The organism is Candidatus Defluviilinea proxima (genome assembly GCA_016721115.1).
Classification (GTDB): domain Bacteria; phylum Chloroflexota; class Anaerolineae; order Anaerolineales; family Villigracilaceae; genus Defluviilinea; species Defluviilinea proxima.
Window position 1 is genome coordinate 1,200,513 of sequence record JADKIW010000001.1, and the last position, 16,977, is coordinate 1,217,489.

Annotated in this window: 18 protein-coding genes and 1 tRNA gene; 7 read left to right on the forward strand and 12 right to left on the reverse strand. The window is 47.4% G+C overall.

Going from position 1 to position 16,977, the window contains the following annotated elements; all coding sequences use genetic code 11:
* Positions 1 to 2: 2 nt before the first annotated feature.
* Complete coding sequence (locus IPP66_05735; protein MBK9924778.1) at positions 3 to 1,760, reverse strand: CapA family protein; 1,758 nt, start codon at positions 1,758 to 1,760, stop codon at positions 3 to 5.
* Positions 1,761 to 1,827: 67 nt separating this feature from the next.
* Between IPP66_05735 and IPP66_05740 the strand changes: the two genes are divergently transcribed.
* Positions 1,828 to 2,211 (forward strand): hypothetical protein, encoded by a 384-nt coding sequence (locus IPP66_05740; protein MBK9924779.1) that lies wholly within the window; start codon positions 1,828 to 1,830, stop codon positions 2,209 to 2,211.
* 77 nt (positions 2,212 to 2,288) lie between these two features.
* Here the strand turns inward: IPP66_05740 and IPP66_05745 are convergent.
* Positions 2,289 to 2,371 (reverse strand) — tRNA-Leu (locus IPP66_05745).
* A gap of 68 nt (positions 2,372 to 2,439) precedes the next feature.
* Between IPP66_05745 and ychF the strand changes: the two genes are divergently transcribed.
* The 3 genes from ychF to IPP66_05760 all read left to right on the forward strand — a co-directional run bounded on the left by ychF (position 2,440) and on the right by IPP66_05760 (position 6,916).
* Positions 2,440 to 3,498: a redox-regulated ATPase YchF gene (ychF, locus tag IPP66_05750; GenBank protein MBK9924780.1), complete on the forward strand. Its 1,059-nt coding sequence runs from the start codon at positions 2,440 to 2,442 to the stop codon at positions 3,496 to 3,498.
* A gap of 91 nt (positions 3,499 to 3,589) precedes the next feature.
* A complete protein-coding gene (locus tag IPP66_05755) occupies positions 3,590 to 5,350 on the forward strand; it encodes a M3 family oligoendopeptidase (protein ID MBK9924781.1) in 1,761 nt (586 codons plus the stop codon).
* A gap of 159 nt (positions 5,351 to 5,509) precedes the next feature.
* Positions 5,510 to 6,916, forward strand: coding sequence for a hypothetical protein (locus IPP66_05760; protein ID MBK9924782.1), 1,407 nt, complete (start codon positions 5,510 to 5,512; stop codon positions 6,914 to 6,916).
* A gap of 67 nt (positions 6,917 to 6,983) precedes the next feature.
* On the opposite strand, the gene IPP66_05765 is transcribed toward IPP66_05760, so the two are convergent.
* The 8 genes from IPP66_05765 to IPP66_05800 all read right to left on the reverse strand — a co-directional run bounded on the left by IPP66_05765 (position 6,984) and on the right by IPP66_05800 (position 12,900).
* Positions 6,984 to 7,565 carry a hypothetical protein gene (locus IPP66_05765; GenBank protein ID MBK9924783.1) on the reverse strand — a complete coding sequence of 194 codons (582 nt, stop codon included), beginning with the start codon at positions 7,563 to 7,565 and terminating at the stop codon, positions 6,984 to 6,986.
* A 32-nt stretch (positions 7,566 to 7,597) separates the two neighbouring features.
* Positions 7,598 to 7,759: a hypothetical protein gene (locus tag IPP66_05770; protein ID MBK9924784.1), complete on the reverse strand. Its 162-nt coding sequence runs from the start codon at positions 7,757 to 7,759 to the stop codon at positions 7,598 to 7,600.
* Positions 7,760 to 7,787: 28 nt separating this feature from the next.
* Positions 7,788 to 8,330: an AAA family ATPase gene (locus IPP66_05775; protein ID MBK9924785.1), complete on the reverse strand. Its 543-nt coding sequence runs from the start codon at positions 8,328 to 8,330 to the stop codon at positions 7,788 to 7,790.
* A 14-nt stretch (positions 8,331 to 8,344) separates the two neighbouring features.
* Positions 8,345 to 9,556, reverse strand: coding sequence for a beta-lactamase family protein (locus tag IPP66_05780; protein MBK9924786.1), 1,212 nt, complete (start codon positions 9,554 to 9,556; stop codon positions 8,345 to 8,347).
* Between the two features lie 196 nt (positions 9,557 to 9,752).
* The gene (locus tag IPP66_05785; protein ID MBK9924787.1) at positions 9,753 to 10,463 is read right to left on the reverse strand and encodes a DUF805 domain-containing protein; all 711 of its coding nucleotides are present in this window, start codon (positions 10,461 to 10,463) and stop codon (positions 9,753 to 9,755) included.
* A 62-nt stretch (positions 10,464 to 10,525) separates the two neighbouring features.
* Positions 10,526 to 11,110, reverse strand: coding sequence for an NUDIX domain-containing protein (locus IPP66_05790; protein ID MBK9924788.1), 585 nt, complete (start codon positions 11,108 to 11,110; stop codon positions 10,526 to 10,528).
* A gap of 320 nt (positions 11,111 to 11,430) precedes the next feature.
* Positions 11,431 to 12,090 (reverse strand): hypothetical protein, encoded by a 660-nt coding sequence (locus IPP66_05795; protein MBK9924789.1) that lies wholly within the window; start codon positions 12,088 to 12,090, stop codon positions 11,431 to 11,433.
* 183 nt (positions 12,091 to 12,273) lie between these two features.
* On the reverse strand, positions 12,274 to 12,900 hold the full coding sequence (locus IPP66_05800; GenBank protein ID MBK9924790.1) for a hypothetical protein: 627 nt from the start codon (positions 12,898 to 12,900) through the stop codon (positions 12,274 to 12,276).
* Positions 12,901 to 12,948: 48 nt separating this feature from the next.
* On the opposite strand from IPP66_05800, the gene IPP66_05805 reads away from it, so the two are divergent.
* On the forward strand, positions 12,949 to 13,491 hold the full coding sequence (locus tag IPP66_05805) for a cob(I)yrinic acid a,c-diamide adenosyltransferase (protein ID MBK9924791.1): 543 nt from the start codon (positions 12,949 to 12,951) through the stop codon (positions 13,489 to 13,491).
* Positions 13,492 to 13,615: 124 nt separating this feature from the next.
* Positions 13,616 to 14,314: a DUF554 domain-containing protein gene (locus tag IPP66_05810; protein MBK9924792.1), complete on the forward strand. Its 699-nt coding sequence runs from the start codon at positions 13,616 to 13,618 to the stop codon at positions 14,312 to 14,314.
* Here the strand turns inward: IPP66_05810 and IPP66_05815 are convergent.
* Positions 14,311 to 15,120: a DUF1080 domain-containing protein gene (locus IPP66_05815; protein MBK9924793.1), complete on the reverse strand. Its 810-nt coding sequence runs from the start codon at positions 15,118 to 15,120 to the stop codon at positions 14,311 to 14,313. The genes IPP66_05810 and IPP66_05815 overlap by 4 nt on opposite strands.
* Positions 15,121 to 15,211: 91 nt before the next feature.
* A complete protein-coding gene (locus IPP66_05820) occupies positions 15,212 to 16,066 on the reverse strand; it encodes an EamA family transporter (protein MBK9924794.1) in 855 nt (284 codons plus the stop codon).
* Between the two features lie 105 nt (positions 16,067 to 16,171).
* On the opposite strand from IPP66_05820, the gene IPP66_05825 reads away from it, so the two are divergent.
* A complete protein-coding gene (locus IPP66_05825; protein ID MBK9924795.1) occupies positions 16,172 to 16,951 on the forward strand; it encodes a hypothetical protein in 780 nt (259 codons plus the stop codon).
* Positions 16,952 to 16,977: the final 26 nt, after the last annotated feature.

Here is a 16,977-nt window from a genome sequence, read left to right on the forward strand (position 1 = left end):
TTCTACCGCCACCCACTTGCGCCAAACAACACTTGAAAGAACTCATTCTCTTCTTCCAATGTCATCGGGCGGGAGCGGGCATAATCCACGAACTCGATAGGCAACAGCTCTGTGCTGATGTAACGCCCATTATAAAAAACATGCAGGTCAATCATTCCCTGACGGCAGGCATCGCAATAACTATATTGATCGAAGAATAGATTTCCCAAACCATAATGGATGAAAGAGCCGTTTAGAAACTCCATCCCTTGTGGCTGGTGTGCCTGGCTTCCGCTGACGATATCTGCGCCCGCTTGTGCCATCTGACGAAAATCTTCCTGTTGATCGGGTTGTGCATAGTACGTGTAATATTCTAAATGTTGGAATGTCGCGATCACAAGATACCCTTCTACTTTCAGACGTTGTATCTCGCTTGCCATCCAATCCATATCACAGACTGCGGCACCCGGTTGCGTGTCACTGGCTTGAGCGAAGGAACCTCCCTTTGCGTTACAACCGATGAACGCGATGCGATTGCCGTGGTTCTCAAGTAGCAATGCCTTTCGCCCCTCTGCAAGATTTGTCCCGCCGCCGTAATAGGGCCAATTGCGTTGCTTGTACATCTCGAGTGTGTGAACCATAGCCTCTGTGCCCCAATCGGAGAAATGATCGCCGGTCAATTCAACTACATCCGTGCTGACATCTTCCAGCAATTGGATATATTTATCTGCGCTACAAAAGCGGATCTCTTCTTGTGTTGGGTTTGGGTACGGGCAACCGACAGCGAACGGCACCTCATTGCTGATGTGTGTGATGTCCGCGTTGATCAACCAGTTGCGAATATCCTCGGCAGGATAGAGAATGCCGCGTCTTTCCATCGTGAAGGCAGTGGCCCGCACCAACGCTGTGACGCCGGTCATTGCAACGACTGTCATCTTTTGTGGGTCATAGTTGGAGGCCGGGATGGCGAAGTTGCTTTGGATGAGCGCGACCAAGCCCGGGTCACTGATCAGTGAAATCGGAATCTTGAGGCGGTACTGCCCGAGATCAAAATTCTTATGGATGGGCGAGAGTCCATCCACAGGTAGAACCTTCCAACGCGGGTCAAGATCATCAAAGGGAACGATTGCCAATGATGGTTGATGTGCCCAGGCATAATCGATCAGATCATTTTTCGCAACGACTTGTACATTTGCTCCAGCCGTTCCCCACAAGGCAGTAAACATGCCGTGGGTGTTTTGGTCCATGAGCAGTGGTGTCCCTGTAGTTTGTCCTTGCCATTGTGCAAGTAGGTCACTGCTGGAGCGTCCTTGCATAATGGAGGAAGAAAAGGGAGTCACCAAGGCATACACCCATTGACTGACCACATTCACTTCACCTACTTCGAGACGAATGTTTGCTGTCGCTTCATTGCTCACGAACAGACTACGAAACGAATCGTCGAGCGCTTTGCCCATTGTTTCCGAAAGATATGGGGGGACCCACATGGCGATGTTGAGAACGTCAGCGTTGGGAATGTTTGGGGTGTATGTAGCAGGTGCAACGGTCGGAAGATGAAGCGTGGATGTCGTCGGAGAGGACAAAGGGATTGTCTCGCCCGGACGCGGCTTGGGAATGTCAACATACGCCATCGGAGCAGGAACAGGCGTTGCTGGTTTTGCACTGTTGGGTACGCAGCTGGTAAATATCAGTGTGCATACGATCAGAAAATATAAAACACGGTGTGGTTGATGGAACTTGAAAATGGAGAATTCCTCCTGCAGTTTGTATTGTATCGCCAAAATTGGGTATATAATCCGAGAACGCACAAGTTGTCTGGCAAACTCCTATTCACGACGGAGGAAATCCATGAACTACAGCATTCAGTTATTGGAAGAGCCGAAGATAGCCCAAGTCATCACCTCGGGCGCGTGGGAACGCGAAGTGGACAATGCGATGGGGTTAGAGATCATGAAAAAAATGGCCGAATGGAAAGTGAACAAGGCAGTGATCGATATGCGGGAACTGCAATTCGAATTGCGGGTTCTGGAGATCTTTCAACGTGCTGAGACCTTGCGTGACCAACGTCGTGAGGTCAAACCACCCAGCTCAAAGGTTGCACTCGTCTATAACCCTGTCAGCCCAAAAGTGGATGAAGATTTTATCTTCTTTGAAAACACTGCACGCAATCGTGGTTTGCCATATCGGGTTTTCAAACAGATGGAAGACGCCTTAGTGTGGCTTTCGGAATAACAGATGAAAACAGAACGCCCTCCAAATGATGGAGGGCGTTCTGTTGCGGAGTACCCTTGGGAGGGTATAATCGGCTGTGCCGAAGGAGGGAATCGAACCCTCATTCCCGGAGGGAACACGATTTTGAGTCGTGCGCGTCTGCCTATTCCGCCACTTCGGCTCTTGTTGAAGAACCCGCTCTGCGGGGCGTTCGCAAGTATACCACTCCCAACACGAAGGTCAAGATAGATGAAACTCGGAATTATCGGATTACCCCAGTCAGGAAAGACAACTATATTCAACGCCCTCACACGAGGCAATGCCCCCACAACCGCATCGGCCGGTCGCTTTGAAGTTCATACCGCAGTAGTGGACGTCCCCGATCCGCGCGTGACCAAACTCTCGGGCATGTTCAACCCGAAGAAAACGATCTATGCCAAAGTGACATACGCGGATATTGCCGGACTGGAAACTGGTTCGGCCAAAAGCGGCATCTCTGGGCAACTGTTGAATCAGCTTGCTCAAATGGATGGCTTTCTCCTCGTTGTGCGTGCTTTCGAAAGTGACCTGGTCATGCACCCCAGCGGAAGCGTGGATGCGAAACGTGATGTCGAATCCATGTTGAGCGAGTTGCTCCTCAACGACCTTGTTGCTGTTGAGCGCAAAGTGGAAAAGCTCGCTGATGAGAAGAAAAAAGGCGGCACAGATAAGGTCTTGAATGAACGTCAGACCGTGTTGTTCACTCGTTTGCTCGAAGCGTTGAACAACAATATCCCACTCCGCAAATTGGAATATTCTCTCGAAGACCAAAAGGAACTTGCTTCCTTCGGTCTGCTCTCACGCAAACCGGTCTTAGTGGTGTTCAACACCGGCGAGGCACAATCCGCACCGCAGATGGAGTTGGATGTGCCGTCCGTGGCGTTGATGGGTAAACTCGAAATGGAAATGGCACAACTTCCCGCTGAGGATGCCGCCATGTTCATGGAAGAATATGGTATCAAGGAACTTAGCCTGAACAAAATGATCAGTCTCTCGTATGAGTTGCTTCGCGTGCAATCGTTCTTCACTGTCGGTGAAGATGAAGTCCGTGCATGGGAGACGAAGATTGGCGCGACCGCGCAAGAATCAGCGGGCGAGATCCACACGGATCTTTCACGCGGATTTGTCCGGGCGGAGGTAGTGGCCTATGAAGACCTCATCAGCCTCGGGTCCATGGCTGAGGCGAAAGCAAAGGGCAAGTTCAGGCTTGAGGGCAAAGAATATATCGTCAAGGACGGAGACATCGTCCACATCCGATCCAGTTTGTAATTTATTACGTAGGGGCGAGGTCATCTCGCCCCGTGTTAGGCAATTACACAAGGGCGGGGTCTCCCCGCCCTTACAATATACAGGAGGCTCTATGGCATACGAATTGACCAAATGGAATCTCGGTGAATTATTCCCGAGCTTTGAAAGCGCTGAATTGCAGGGCGCGTTCGATAATGTTGAAGAAGAAGTCACATCGTTTGAGGGCGTGCGCAACAAGCTCAACCCCGATATGGATGTGAAAACATTCCTCGATGTAGTGCGTGCCTCTGAAACGACAACACGCACGGTGAACAAAATTTATGCGTTCACGGGTCTGTCGTTTTCATCAGATACACAGGACCAGACCGCGCAATCGTACATGGCGCGTGTACAACAGTTCGCGGCCGAGATGGGGAATCGCACATTGTTCTTTAGCCTGTGGTGGAAAGAATTGGACGAAAAGAATGCTGAACGTTTGATGGCTGAAGCGGGTGATTATCGGTATTACCTCGAAGCGATGCGCAACTTCAAGCCGTACACATTGGGCGAAGCGGAAGAGAAGGTCATCAACATCAAAGATGTGACAGGTTCTGGCGCGCTCGTTACCTTGTATGACGCCATCACCAATCGCTATGTGTTCAAACTTGAAGTGGATGGTGAAGTAAAGGAATTGACGCGCGGACAACTGAGTCCTTATGTGCAGGGACCCGATGCAAACCTGCGCGAGAAAGCGTATCAGGAGTTGTATCGTGTCTTTGGTGCAGATGGCCCGATCCTTGGGCAGATGTATCAAACCCGTGCACGTGACTGGCACAATGAGAATGTGGGTTTGCGTAAATTCCCCAGCGCCATGTCGGTGCGGAACCTCGTCAATGATATTCCCGATGAAGCGGTCACCACGCTATTGGAAGTGACGCGCAAGAACGCGAAGATCTTCCAGCGCTATTTTAAGATCAAGGCCAAGGTGCTTGGCATGGACAAGCTCCGTCGTTACGATATTTATGCGCCCGTTGCCAACTCAGACAAAAAATTCGATTACAACGACGCCACCAAAATGGTCTTTGACTCGTTCCGTTCGTTCGACCCACAGATCGCTGAGATGGCACAACGCGTCTTTGATCAGGAACATGTGGATGGCGAAGTCCGCAAGGGCAAACGGGATGGCGCGTTCTGCTGGTCGGTCCTGCCTGACATGACCCCATACGTATTGTTGAACTTTCAAGGTCGTGCGCGTGATGTGGCGACGATGGCGCATGAACTTGGACATGCCATTCATGCGATGCTGGCTTCGCACCATTCCACGTTCACCTTCCACTCGTCTCTTCCTTTAGCCGAAACTGCTTCCACCTTCGGAGAGATGATGCTCACCGACAAATTGCTCACTGAAGAAACAGACGATGCCGTTCGCCGCGATATCCTCTTCAAACAAATGGACGATGCCTTCGCGACGATCTTGCGTCAGGTCTATTTCGCGCTCTTTGAACGTGATGCGCACAAGAAGATACAAGAGAACGCATCCGTGGATGAACTTTCCGCGTTGTATATGGAGAACTTGAAGGAACAATTCGGTGATTCTGTGGAGATCAGCGACGAGTTTAAGTGGGAGTGGGTCTCCATTCCGCATATCTATCACACCCCGTTCTATGTGTATGCGTACTCGTTCGGCCAGTTATTGGTCTTCTCGCTCTATCAACAATACAAAGCAGAAGGTGACTCGTTCAAGCCGAAATACCTCAAGATCCTTTCGGCTGGCGGTTCCGAAGCGCCCGCCAAGATCCTTGCGGAAGCTGGTATCGATATTCGCTCGGCGAAATTCTGGCAGGGTGGGTTCGATGTGTTGAGTAGAATGGTGGATGAGTTGGAGAAGTTGTAGAAGTTGTAGGGTATCAGTTTGAAAGCAACAGGTGGTCAAGTTGAAAAACTTGACCACCTGTTTTTGGTTAGGAGACAAGGGCTCATGTGGTTTTAGGGCTATGGTGGTATATATGCTTCATTGAAACTTTATCTTGTAATAAATGAGGACACCTTGAACATGCCAAACAAATTCAACTTTAAATTCATCCTGATCCTTTCCCTGATTTTGTCGGGGTGTGTAGCAGAGACTGGTACTGCATCCCCAACAACCGTAGTAGAAGCGACAATTGCTCCTTCTGCGTCCCCTGTGCCTATGTCAACTGATATTCCAGTGTCCACCCCAACCAGTGCACCTGTGGAAACATCAACTCCTGTTGGTACAAGTGGCCCGGTAACATCTGCTGTGTTCCCGGTGGGGCCCGGTGGAGCAGATGTTATTCCGCATCAGATCGTTCGCACGAATACAGATCATCTTTACATCTTTTCGAGTTCCCAAGGTTCAAAAGTTTTACGCACATATCGGACGTTAAACCCCGGGTTCCCCAATGGCGCTTCGGATTTTGCGCCTGCGATTGAATTTACGGAGACCCGCGACATTATGTCTGTAGATGCTGTATATGATGGCAAAGAGTTTATCCACGTTATCATCAACACACTTGCCGGTGAAGTCAAGGACTATCCGTTTGATACAACGACCAATAGCTACAAGCCTGCCATTACGCTTGCAAATGACAGCGGTGTGATCGATTCGGGCTTGTACATCGGTACCAGTGGTGTATCTGGGATGGTGGACTTGAACGGAAATATCCACCTTGCATATTGGAAGAACGATGATCACATTTTGCATCGTGCCTATACATACGATGGCACGGCCAATTCACTCACTCCATTGGGAGATTTCGTTCAGGTAGATACTGCAGGGAAGGCAAATCATCCTGTCCTTGTGGTTTCACCAGCGGATAATACAGTCACTGTTGCATGGATATCTGAGTCGGACAACCCAACCCTGATCCGTGCGCGGACACGTACTGTCGCTGGCGATTGGGGAGACGTTGAGATCGCAAGCACGTTCCAATTCCCATCTGGCGTGTCAGTGTGGACGAGTAAGGATAATGGACTCAACATCGATCAAGGTCCAAGTTTGCTCATTGATTCAAGTGGTGTTAAATATATGGTTTACATTGAAAGCTTCAATGGCGCCATCGGTGATTATGGACGGTCCCATTATGTTATGAATAACGGTTCTGGCTGGGTGGATACAGCTTTAGATTTTCTCACACATGACCCTGCTCTGGCGTTAAACGCCTCCGGTGAGATCTATATCATCGGCCACGGACATCACAGGAACCCTGCGGCTGAGGAACCTTGCTATTCGATGGATACCATGTGCTACGTGAAAATGAACGTGGATGGTAAATGGGGTATTCCTACTTCTTTGATCCAAAAAACGGATCAGGGTTCCTTTGATTCAAGCCCGTCGGTGAAATGGTCAGCTGTGGGATTCAATCGCCCGGAGGTGACCGAATTTATTTTTTTCATGACGCCTTATGACAACCCAACGGTTTATTACGCACGATTGCCATAGATAAAGCAAGTGGATGAACAAGTAGAACAACTCGTTCATCCGCTTTTATTTTGTAGGTCTTATAAAACTATTTGACCTGCTTCAGAATGGACTTGTATTCCATGATCCGTTCTTCAGCTTTGGCGATATCAACTTTTTTACCGTCAATATCAGTTTTGCCCTCGCCCAACTCGCGGATGAAGAACAGGTCGCCCAAGTCAGCAAAACGCATTTCGTTAGCTGTTTTGACGTTATTCTCTTTCAGGTAACGTTCGATCCCTTTATCGTTCAACCAGTTGAAAGAAAGTCGACGTTTGAACGCTTCTTCGTGGGGGATCATGGGCCCTAGAACCTTGTCGATACTCTTTTGAACTTTGGATTTCTTACCCTGTTCGCGATATATTCTCGCTTGTAAGAGCAGGATTTTTTCGACGGGAGTCCAGATATTGAAATCTCCCTTGAATTCGAGCTCATCAATGATCTGTGTCGCTTTCAAGGCGTGATTATCATACCCGTAGACATACAACCACATCGCCAGATCAAGTAGATTGGACAGGTCTGCGGATGATTTGAACGATAACTTCTTAATGCACTTCTTGAGAGCAGGAAGGATCTTTTTCTCTTTGAAGTTGATACTTCCGAGTTGTTGAAGTGTAGACTGGGGATCCATGTGCGTTTGTCAATAAAGTAACTCAGAGACGCCTATATCTTTTGGTTGCGAAAATATTCAACGATGAAGAGCACGAAACTGACCAGGATGATGACGATGCTAACATTCACGTTGATATTACTGGTGTTTGCAAGGACACCGCCTGCCAAAAGGGCTATTGCTGAAGATATCAATCGAGCTTGTGAATTAGACATGGCTGAAATTTCCTTTAGGTGTGTTTTCCTAGGTGACTTTATTGCTAGAGCCTGGAACTATATGGGATATCACTTCCTTAACTGTCTGCTCAATAGTCCATTCGCTTGAGTCTAATACGACCCAGCCGTCTTTTGGCATGGAATCGAGGAAAGCATAGATCACAGGGACGTAATCAATATGTTCCATAGGGCCGCCTCGTTGTTTGATCCGTTCGATCACGGCAGATGCTTTAGGATACAGCAAAACGCGATGGACTTCTGGAATTTCAAAAAGCTTTGCATACTGCTCAACAAAATTGGATGGAACACAGACATCGTCAATGATAACGTCCACGCCTTGATCGGCATATAAGCGCGCCATATAGATTGCGGTGGACCGCGCCATTTGGAATTGTTGTATTACTTCGTCTGTAAATACGCCGCCTTCTGGTCTCGCATAACCTTTCACCATCTTTTCACGCAGTTCATCCACTTGAATAAAAAGGCTTTTGGGGAAATACCGGGCAACCCGACGCCCGACCGTGCTTTTTCCTGCCCCAGCCATTCCTGTGATGAAAATAATATTATTCATAGTATGCCGCTTGTTTATCGTAGTAAAGTCGAAGCCTGAGCTTGGAACTGGGTGATCGCATCGTACGCACCAAAACCGATGCCATTCAAGAGTTGATCCAACTCGAGCATGTTGTGTGTCAAGAAAATCAAAACAGAGTTATTACTGGGATCTGCTCGCCACCAACCTCCGAAGGCACCAGGCCAGCCAACGGACCCCATCCCACCGCCACAAGGTTGTGGGCTTGCTATCGATGGATCAATCACCACCGCGACACCCAACCCGAAACCATGACCCGTGTTGAGAATGTGTTTTGCATGTACCCGTTGTTCATCGGTTAACTGGTTCGTGACCATTTGTTTAAGCGTTTCAGGTTTTAGAAGTCGATAACCGTTCACCTCACCGTCATTTAAGAATATCTGTGCAAAGGTAAGGTAATCATCTACTGTTGACCAAAGCCCTTGCCCGCCAGAGACATAGGTCATCCCTTCAGGTCGTTCAGGCAGGAATGAGTTGCCCGGCCCAACGAGACGCTTGCAGAGTTGACCAGCATCGTCAAAGCCAAACGCATCAGCTTGCCGTTGTCGCTTCTCCGCTGGAACCGTAAAGCCGGTATCCTTCATTCCAAGCGGATCGAAGATTCGGCGCTTGAGCACATCGCCCAGTGGCGCATCTTCCATGCGTGCAATGAGCAAGCCGAGTAGATCGGTTGAGTGACCGTAATGAAACTCCTTTCCGGGTTGGTCGATCAAAGGGAGCGTGGCGAGTCTGGCGATCCAATCATCGGGAGATATTTCACTGTCGATATCGCCGCCCAATGCCTCTTTATACGCCTGCACAATGGGACCAGAATGCCAGTCCGCATACGTCAACCCGGAAAGGTGAGTCAACAGGTCTTCAAAGGTGATGGGACGCTCTGCAGGGATAGTCTGATCAAGCGTGGCGGAGGGGGAACGCAGGACTCGCATTTGCGAAAACTCCGGTGCCCAACGGCTGATCGGATCGGTCAATGCGAACCGACCTTCATCCAGTAACATAAGCGCCGCCGTTGATGTAATTGGCTTTGTCATGGATGCGATGCGAAACAACGTATCTTTCTCCATGGGCAATTTGGATTCGATATCCCTCCAGCCTACCCCTGCCGACTGAATAATCTTGCCATCCTGCCAAACTAGGGTTACCGCTCCAGCAAGACTGCCATCATCGACTATTTTACGGATAGCGTCTGTAATTTGTTCTTCTCTCATACATTCTCTCTTTTTTCGTATTTGCAAGTTTTTCTTCAAAACCACTCTAAGAAGAAAGCCCTATGCCAAAGCAAAAGACATAGGACCTTCTTCTTTCTGTTGTTCTTTGCCCCTTGCCGTTGACGTTTATCGGCGGGGGCAGGCTGGTGGGATACGTCTGTTCTTTATCTACGACGCACGTGACACCCTGTATTCATCATGCTGGATGTGCGTCTTCCTGGAGTGGACTCGTTGGTGGTTGTGCCCACAAAATCCCCAGCATAATGATGCCAGCAACAGGAACCAATAGGAAAAACTGCCACCATCCGCTCTTACCGCTATCGCGAAGTCGACGTGTTCCCACTGCCAATAATGGTAGCAGTACGGCAATCAGAAATATACTGCTTAAATTCTGGCTTAAATATTGTAATGCCCCACTAACCAGGGTGATGAACAAGGCAAACCACCAGAACTCTGACCGTGACGCTCGACCATTAAACTCTGCGTATTTGATGAAGCACACACGAATTGCTTCATAGAATGTCCTAGCCTGCCCATCGTCGCTGACATTTGAATTCAAAGAATCTTTCATCATTAACTCCTTGCTGAATTTAGAGACTGCTTGTCTCAAAGATGTAGCCCAATTCCATAAATTGAGCGCGTCTCTATTTTCAGCGACTCCCCCATCCCCCGCAACTGTGGAATGCCCTAGTTTTTCAGCTTCAAGCGAAGCTGTAGCTTTTCCTAGTTTTAATACTAATTCCATTCTTGAATTCACTTGAAACTTGGTGTAAATATTCTTCAAATGAAATTCAACTGTGCGGTCAGAAACACTAAGAGATGACGCAATCAACTTGTTGCTTTTGCCTTCAAGCAAGAGTTGCACAACTTCTTGTTCACGTTTGCTCAATTGGGGATTTTGTGTCACAGTAAATTTTCCTTTTACAGTATTGTACCGATTGTCAGCTAACGGTTTGTGTTTATGAATGTTTAGTCGGTTAGCCCATGTAGTTTGGCATATTGTAGCAACATAATAGTCTTTCCATCAATGATTTCTCCCGTCTCTATCATTTGAAGTGCCTTGTGGAGCGTGATCTCAAGCACTTCAATATCTTCCCCATCGCTTATGTCACCGCCGCCAGTAGACAGTTTCTTTTCAGGGGAATACTCGGCAACGAAAAAATGGAGTTTTTCTGTAACAGAACCTGGACTCATATATGCCTCAAATATTTTTCGCACATTATCAACGTGGTAGCCAGTTTCTTCTTCGCTCTCCTTTTTTATGGCGTCCTCTGCACTGTTCTCTTCTAACAGACCGGCACAAGCCTCAATTAACATTCCATCTGCCAGCCCATTAACGAACGTGGGAAAGCGAAATTGTCGGGTTAGTATGACCGTTTTTCTTTCACTGTTATAAAGCAAAATAACGGCGCCGTTGCCCCTGTCGTAGGTTTCCCGGCTTTGGGTTTGCCAACTGCCGTCATTACGTAGATACTCAAAAGTTGTTTTCTTTAGAATATACCAATCATTAGAAAGGACCTCTACATTTTTAATCTGAATACGATGATTTTCCATCACTGTGGTCTCCTGAAAATAAATTTTGGAAAATTGAAAACCTTTAGCGACCACCTAGATTCACGTTTTATCTCCCTAAAATGAATACATGGCGCTGCGGTGGTATGGACTCTGCTTGGAAGCAGTATAAACCGAAGCAGAAAAAAAGTCTCCTAATGGCACAATGGATGATTGCCTGTAAATTGAAAACTCGGCGTTGCAAGAACTCCTTTAAAAAGAAAAACCCAATACCTTTTTCATGGCATCAGGCTTTCTCCATCCGTTTTTCATTCTAGCCCTTGACACTGCTGTTCATCGGTAACCCGCTTTTGACTTTAGAACTATACCAAATAAGATTCAAATTCCTTTGCAGAGTTTAGATTATCTAAAAACAACTTATTCCCAGGCTCAATTGATTTTGGATTATCCCAACTTCTATATATCGTATTCGTGAAATCAATAACGGTTTTAGATAACCTTTTTCTCTGCTCAATATCATTCAAATTTATTCGCCTCATAATGGGTATCAACTCTTGTTGATAAAAAGCAACTGTCATAAGGAGAAATGTTTGCAAATTTAACATATCGCCATTTCCCAATTTATCTACAGCAGAATATAGGAAATTCATCAAAAGGCGTTCGATGTCTGTTTGTAAGGGATTGTCATCATATACTGGAATACTTCTACTATATAAAGGTTCAAACTGATTATACAAAAGTCTCCCATCACCTTGAAAAACTTCAAGTTTAAATCCTGATACATAGCTGGTAGATTCAAACTTGGTTTGCGGATTCTCGACAAATTCAAGCACTTTTCTTGACAACGAACGAGGGTGACGAGACGACAAAATTGTTAATTGACTTCCTATGAGAGAAATACAACTAAAAGGAAATAAATGGAAAGACCTACTATCTTCCTTCTCTATTTGAAGTTTCAATTCTCCCGACGATACTGAAGATGCATTTAATCTGAACAAAAGTTTGTCGCCAAAAAGTCCCATACAACACCTTCCTTTTTTATGCTATACAACGGGCGGGCTAACTAGGGGTTATGCGGCCGCCGTATAATGTCCAAAATAGGGTGTTATACAGCGAAAGATTAGAAAATGTTGAACCGCATTGAAAAAATAATACATCACCAATGCATTCCTTGCACGTGTCATTTGTCATATCTTGATTCCCCATCACCGATCCAAAAACAATTTACTCATCTCCTCTGAAAATCCCTCGGTGGTTTTCTCGAACTCAATGACTGTCCGTTTGATGGCAGCTTGCATGGCATAGTCAAATTTGATGCCTTGCTCGGGAGAATCGAGGTTCATCCATGCGTGCGAATCATGGGGTAGGTAGCGCAATGAGAAGGCTCGTGTCTTGCGAATGAAGTACAACAATTCCAATGGGTAATACACTTTGCCTGAATGCAGGTCGGGGCTGTGGATCAGGCTTGGGTTCATGGGGTCAACTTCGGGCGGGGGAGGAAGCGTCTGCCCATCGAAGAGAGAAAGCCACATCGTGATGTAATTGCTATGGGCGTAGAAATCCTGCGCGGAGTGGAGAAATCTCCCAAAGGCTTTCCATGCAGAGTTTGCATCGCCTGACCGCAACGATGAAATTACGAGAGCACGTTGTTGCTCGATGTACGCATATGTTTTTTCGAAAGCGTTGTTGTCGCAATGAAATTCGTCGTGGCCGAACTGCCCTGTGATACGGTCCTGATTGATGTTTGCGTATGTGATGACAGACATGGCACGCGCGCTGAAGCGGTTGCCGAGTGAAGTAAGTAGGATCTCGATATGGTATTGGGTCAACATTTGTCCGATTATACACGGCCGTATTTTGCAAACGGTTATAATGCCCGCATGAGTTTTTACACAGCCAAAGGTGACGATGGGACGACCGGCCTGCTGGGCGAGGGACGCGTGATGAAATATGACGCGCGCATCGAAGCCATTGGGACAGTGGACGAATCAACCGCCGCCCTCGGGTTGGCGCGAGCGCAATGCCTTGATCCACGCTCAGGCGGAATCCTGCTCGAAGCCCAACGAGATTTATACAAGCTAATGGCCGAGGTGGCCGCCACGCCTGAGAACGCCGAACGTTTTCGCGGCATTGACGATTCGCGTGTGAAATGGCTCGAACAACAAACGGACGAATTGTCCAAAGTGGTCAAGATGCCCAAGGAATTCATCCTGCCTGGCGATTCGTTGGCAGGTGCGGCACTCTCGCTGGCGCGTGCGATCATCCGGCGTGCGGAACGTCGCGTGGTGGAAATGTTCGATACAGATGGTCTTTCGAACCCCGATCTGCAAAGATATTTGAATCGTTTGTCGTCCTTGTGTTTTGTGCTGGAATTACTCGAGAACGAAGCGGCAGGACGCAAGACAACTTTGGCGAAAGAATAAATATAACAACGTAGGGGCGAGGTCATCTCGCCCCTGTTTACAGGTGGGAATTTATCGCATCAATAATAATTATTACTTGAAAGGTTACATGGGCGGGGAGACCCCGCCCCTACGGGATAATTAAATGACAGGCACATTTCTCAACATCGTAACCGTCATCGTTGGCGGGATCATTGGTATGATTTTCGGCGCACGCATCCCAGATAAATTGAAGTCCACTGTGATTGCAGGCATGGGGCTCTTTACGGCCGCAATGGGAGTGCAGATGTTCTTCAAAACGGAGAATCAGTTGATCGTGCTGGGGGCGCTATTAATCGGAACCCTGCTCGGCGAGTGGTGGCGCATCGAAGACGGTTTACATCATTTGGGAAAAATACTGGAACAGCGTTTTTCAAAGACAGAAGATGATGGCTCGAACAAATTCGTGCGTGGATTTTTGACCGCGTCCCTTTTGTTTTGCATAGGCCCCATGGCGATCATGGGCTCCATACAGGATGGTTTGACGGGCGATTACAATCTGTTAGCGGTCAAGTCTGTGTTGGATGGGTTCGCTTCGCTGGCATTCGCATCCACGTTGGGAGTGGGTGTGATGTTCTCTACGGTCATTATTTTGGTCTACCAAGGTGGGATTAGCCTGCTGGCCTCGCAGTTGAATGCGATCGTCACCCCTGCCATGATGAACGAGCTCACCGCAACGGGCGGCGTCATGTTGATGGGGGTAGGGATCAGTAATCTGCTGGAGATCAAAAAGATCCGCGTGGGAAATATGTTGCCCGCGTTAGCGGTCGCACCGTTGATCGTGTGGGTGTTGAGTCTGTTTTAGCGTTGAAGTCCAAAGTTATCGAATAAAACTTTCACAGGGACCTTCTCGTTCACTTCTATAACCAGCGCCAGACCGCCTAATTCCTGCCGGTCATCGTCCATTTCATAGGCTTGTGTCCCGTTGATAAGGAATTGGAAGTTGGTGCCTTTTCCTATGATCTCAAGACGATTCCATTCATTGGCATATCCGAGATCGAAAAGCCTTGTTATATTTTCCCATCCATCTTTTTGCGTGTGATAACTGATCGTTGCGGTTGAATCATTACACAAGCTAAAGTAATAGCCACCTTTGTCCCAATCTTCTTCTGCTACACGGAATAAAAAGCCACTGCAAACATCACCGGGTGTGTTTGCGATCAATTTGGTGTCTACATATACATGAAAATCTTTCATGTTGTTGTTGAAGGGGAAATCAGCCCAGTAAATGAAAGTTTTCTTTACTTCTTCAATATCCCAAATGTACATTCCATCTTTGACTTGTATATTGCTTTTTGCGTACTCATCTTCATCTTTTTCTGTTAGCCAATTTTGGTTGTTTGAATCGAACTTTTCTACGAAACCAAATTTTGCCTGCTCGGTAGTGCGAACGATTGCTGTTGCAGTTGCGTTTGCATCTTGGGTGGCAACGACCTGTGCAGTGGATGTTGCATTCGCTGATATTTTTCGATTCATTTGTCCCAGCCAGAGGAACGTCCCTGCGATCAAGCCAACGATACAAAGACCATAAAACGACAACATGCCACATACAAGCAGTTTGTCATTTTGCCAAAAACTTTTTTTGTTTTCACTCACAACTTGGTTGTCCATAATAAGTCCATCTCCCACAGGTGTTTTCGCTATTTTACTCTCTTCCCAACTCATTTACCTTATAAAATCGGTCACGTGTTTATAAACGAAATTATCCAAATATCGCAACCAATAGGATGCCCGCGAAGATGATAAAGGCACCGATCAAGCGGACACTTCCCATCTTTTCGCCGAAGAAGTGCCAACCTGCGAAGGCCCCCATCACCACACTGACCTCACGTACCGCGCCGGAATAACTGAGCGGCGCAATACGATATGCAAAGGTAACAAGTAAGTACGTGGTAATGCCAAGCACGCCGGGCCATAAGAGGCTGAGACCCTGCGTCTGCCAGGGTTGTTTCAATCTATCCCAACCGTATTTTTTGAAAATAAAGGGAATCATGGGGATGGGCGCGAGACAGAAGATCGTGAGAACATAAGGCACTGGAGGAACTTGTTTGACTGCGGCACCATCTATGACCGTGTAGATTGAGATCAACAAAGCAATGAACACAGCGACAGCAAGTCCACGGATGTGTAGTTTCGCGGTCTTTGCCTCCAGAAGATTGCTGAAACCGATCACGACCAATCCAATGACGATCATGAATAACCCAATCAACCCGCCACCTGTCAGCGTTTCATGGAGAAAGATAACGGACCAAGCTGCCAGAAACGCAGGGGCGGCTCCGCGTGCGATCGGGTAGACCAGCGAAAAGTCATTGTCTTGATAGGCATACGAGAGCGTGATGAAATAGGCGGCTTCAACAAGAACACTGAAAAAGATAAAGGTCCATGCTTCGCGTGGAGGTAATCCTGTAAAGAACAGTGCGATCAAAGAAATGACGCCCCCGTTGAACACCATCCACCAGATGGCGATGTATTTATCATCTGAGTTTTTGAGGAGTAAATTCCATGTGGTGTGAAGAATAGCCGCGGTTAATAGGAGGAGAAGGGCAAGTATAGACATAATGCCGCCTACTTTACCATAGTACTAATTATTTTGTTCTAGACTTCTCCGCTCCATAAAACACTGCTATACTGTGAAAACTAATTTCCAAAGGAGAATGAAGATATGAAAAACTTCCGTCCATTATTTTTGTTCGTAGCATTGTTGCTTTTGGTGGGAATGGCTTGTAGTGCCCTTTCAGGGGGCGGTGATACGCCATCTCAGCCCTCTCAACCGGAACAACCGATACAAGTTGAAACAGAGGCTCCACCTGCCGTCGAAACAGAAGCGCCTACTGCGGAACCTGTTCAAACCGAACCGCCAGCGCCTGCCGCATCGGAACAATATTTCACCGAGGAATTCGATCAGGATCCAGCTTGGGATTACTTCTTGACCGCCGGTGACGAAGACAAGATCACTCTTACGTTCGAAGATAGCCTGGCAAAATTCGACATAGAGGATTTGGATATTTATGCGTATTACATGTACGAAGCACAGGAATACGATAATGTCCGCATTGATATGCGCGCGGAGAACCGTGGCAAGAACAATAACAACGTCAGTTTGGTCTGCCGTGCATCTGAAAAAGGCTGGTATGAATTCAGCACGGAAGGTGGTGGTCTATGGTATCTGTATGCCGTAACCATCAACGATTCAAAAGAAGCCGTGTACAAGCGCATTGACAAAGGCGGCGCACAGTCCCTCAAGCAAGGGAAAGAGACCAACGAATATGGCATGGTCTGCGAAGACAATGAGATCACGTTGATCATCAACGGCAAGGAACTTAAGAAGATCAATGATAAAGACTATTCGTTCGATAGCGGATATGTCGGCTTCAACATTTCCTCCCTCAATGTCACCCCGATCATTGTGAACGTGGACTGGTTCAAGATCAGCGAACCGTAGTCGGTAGAAAAATGAGAACTCCGATG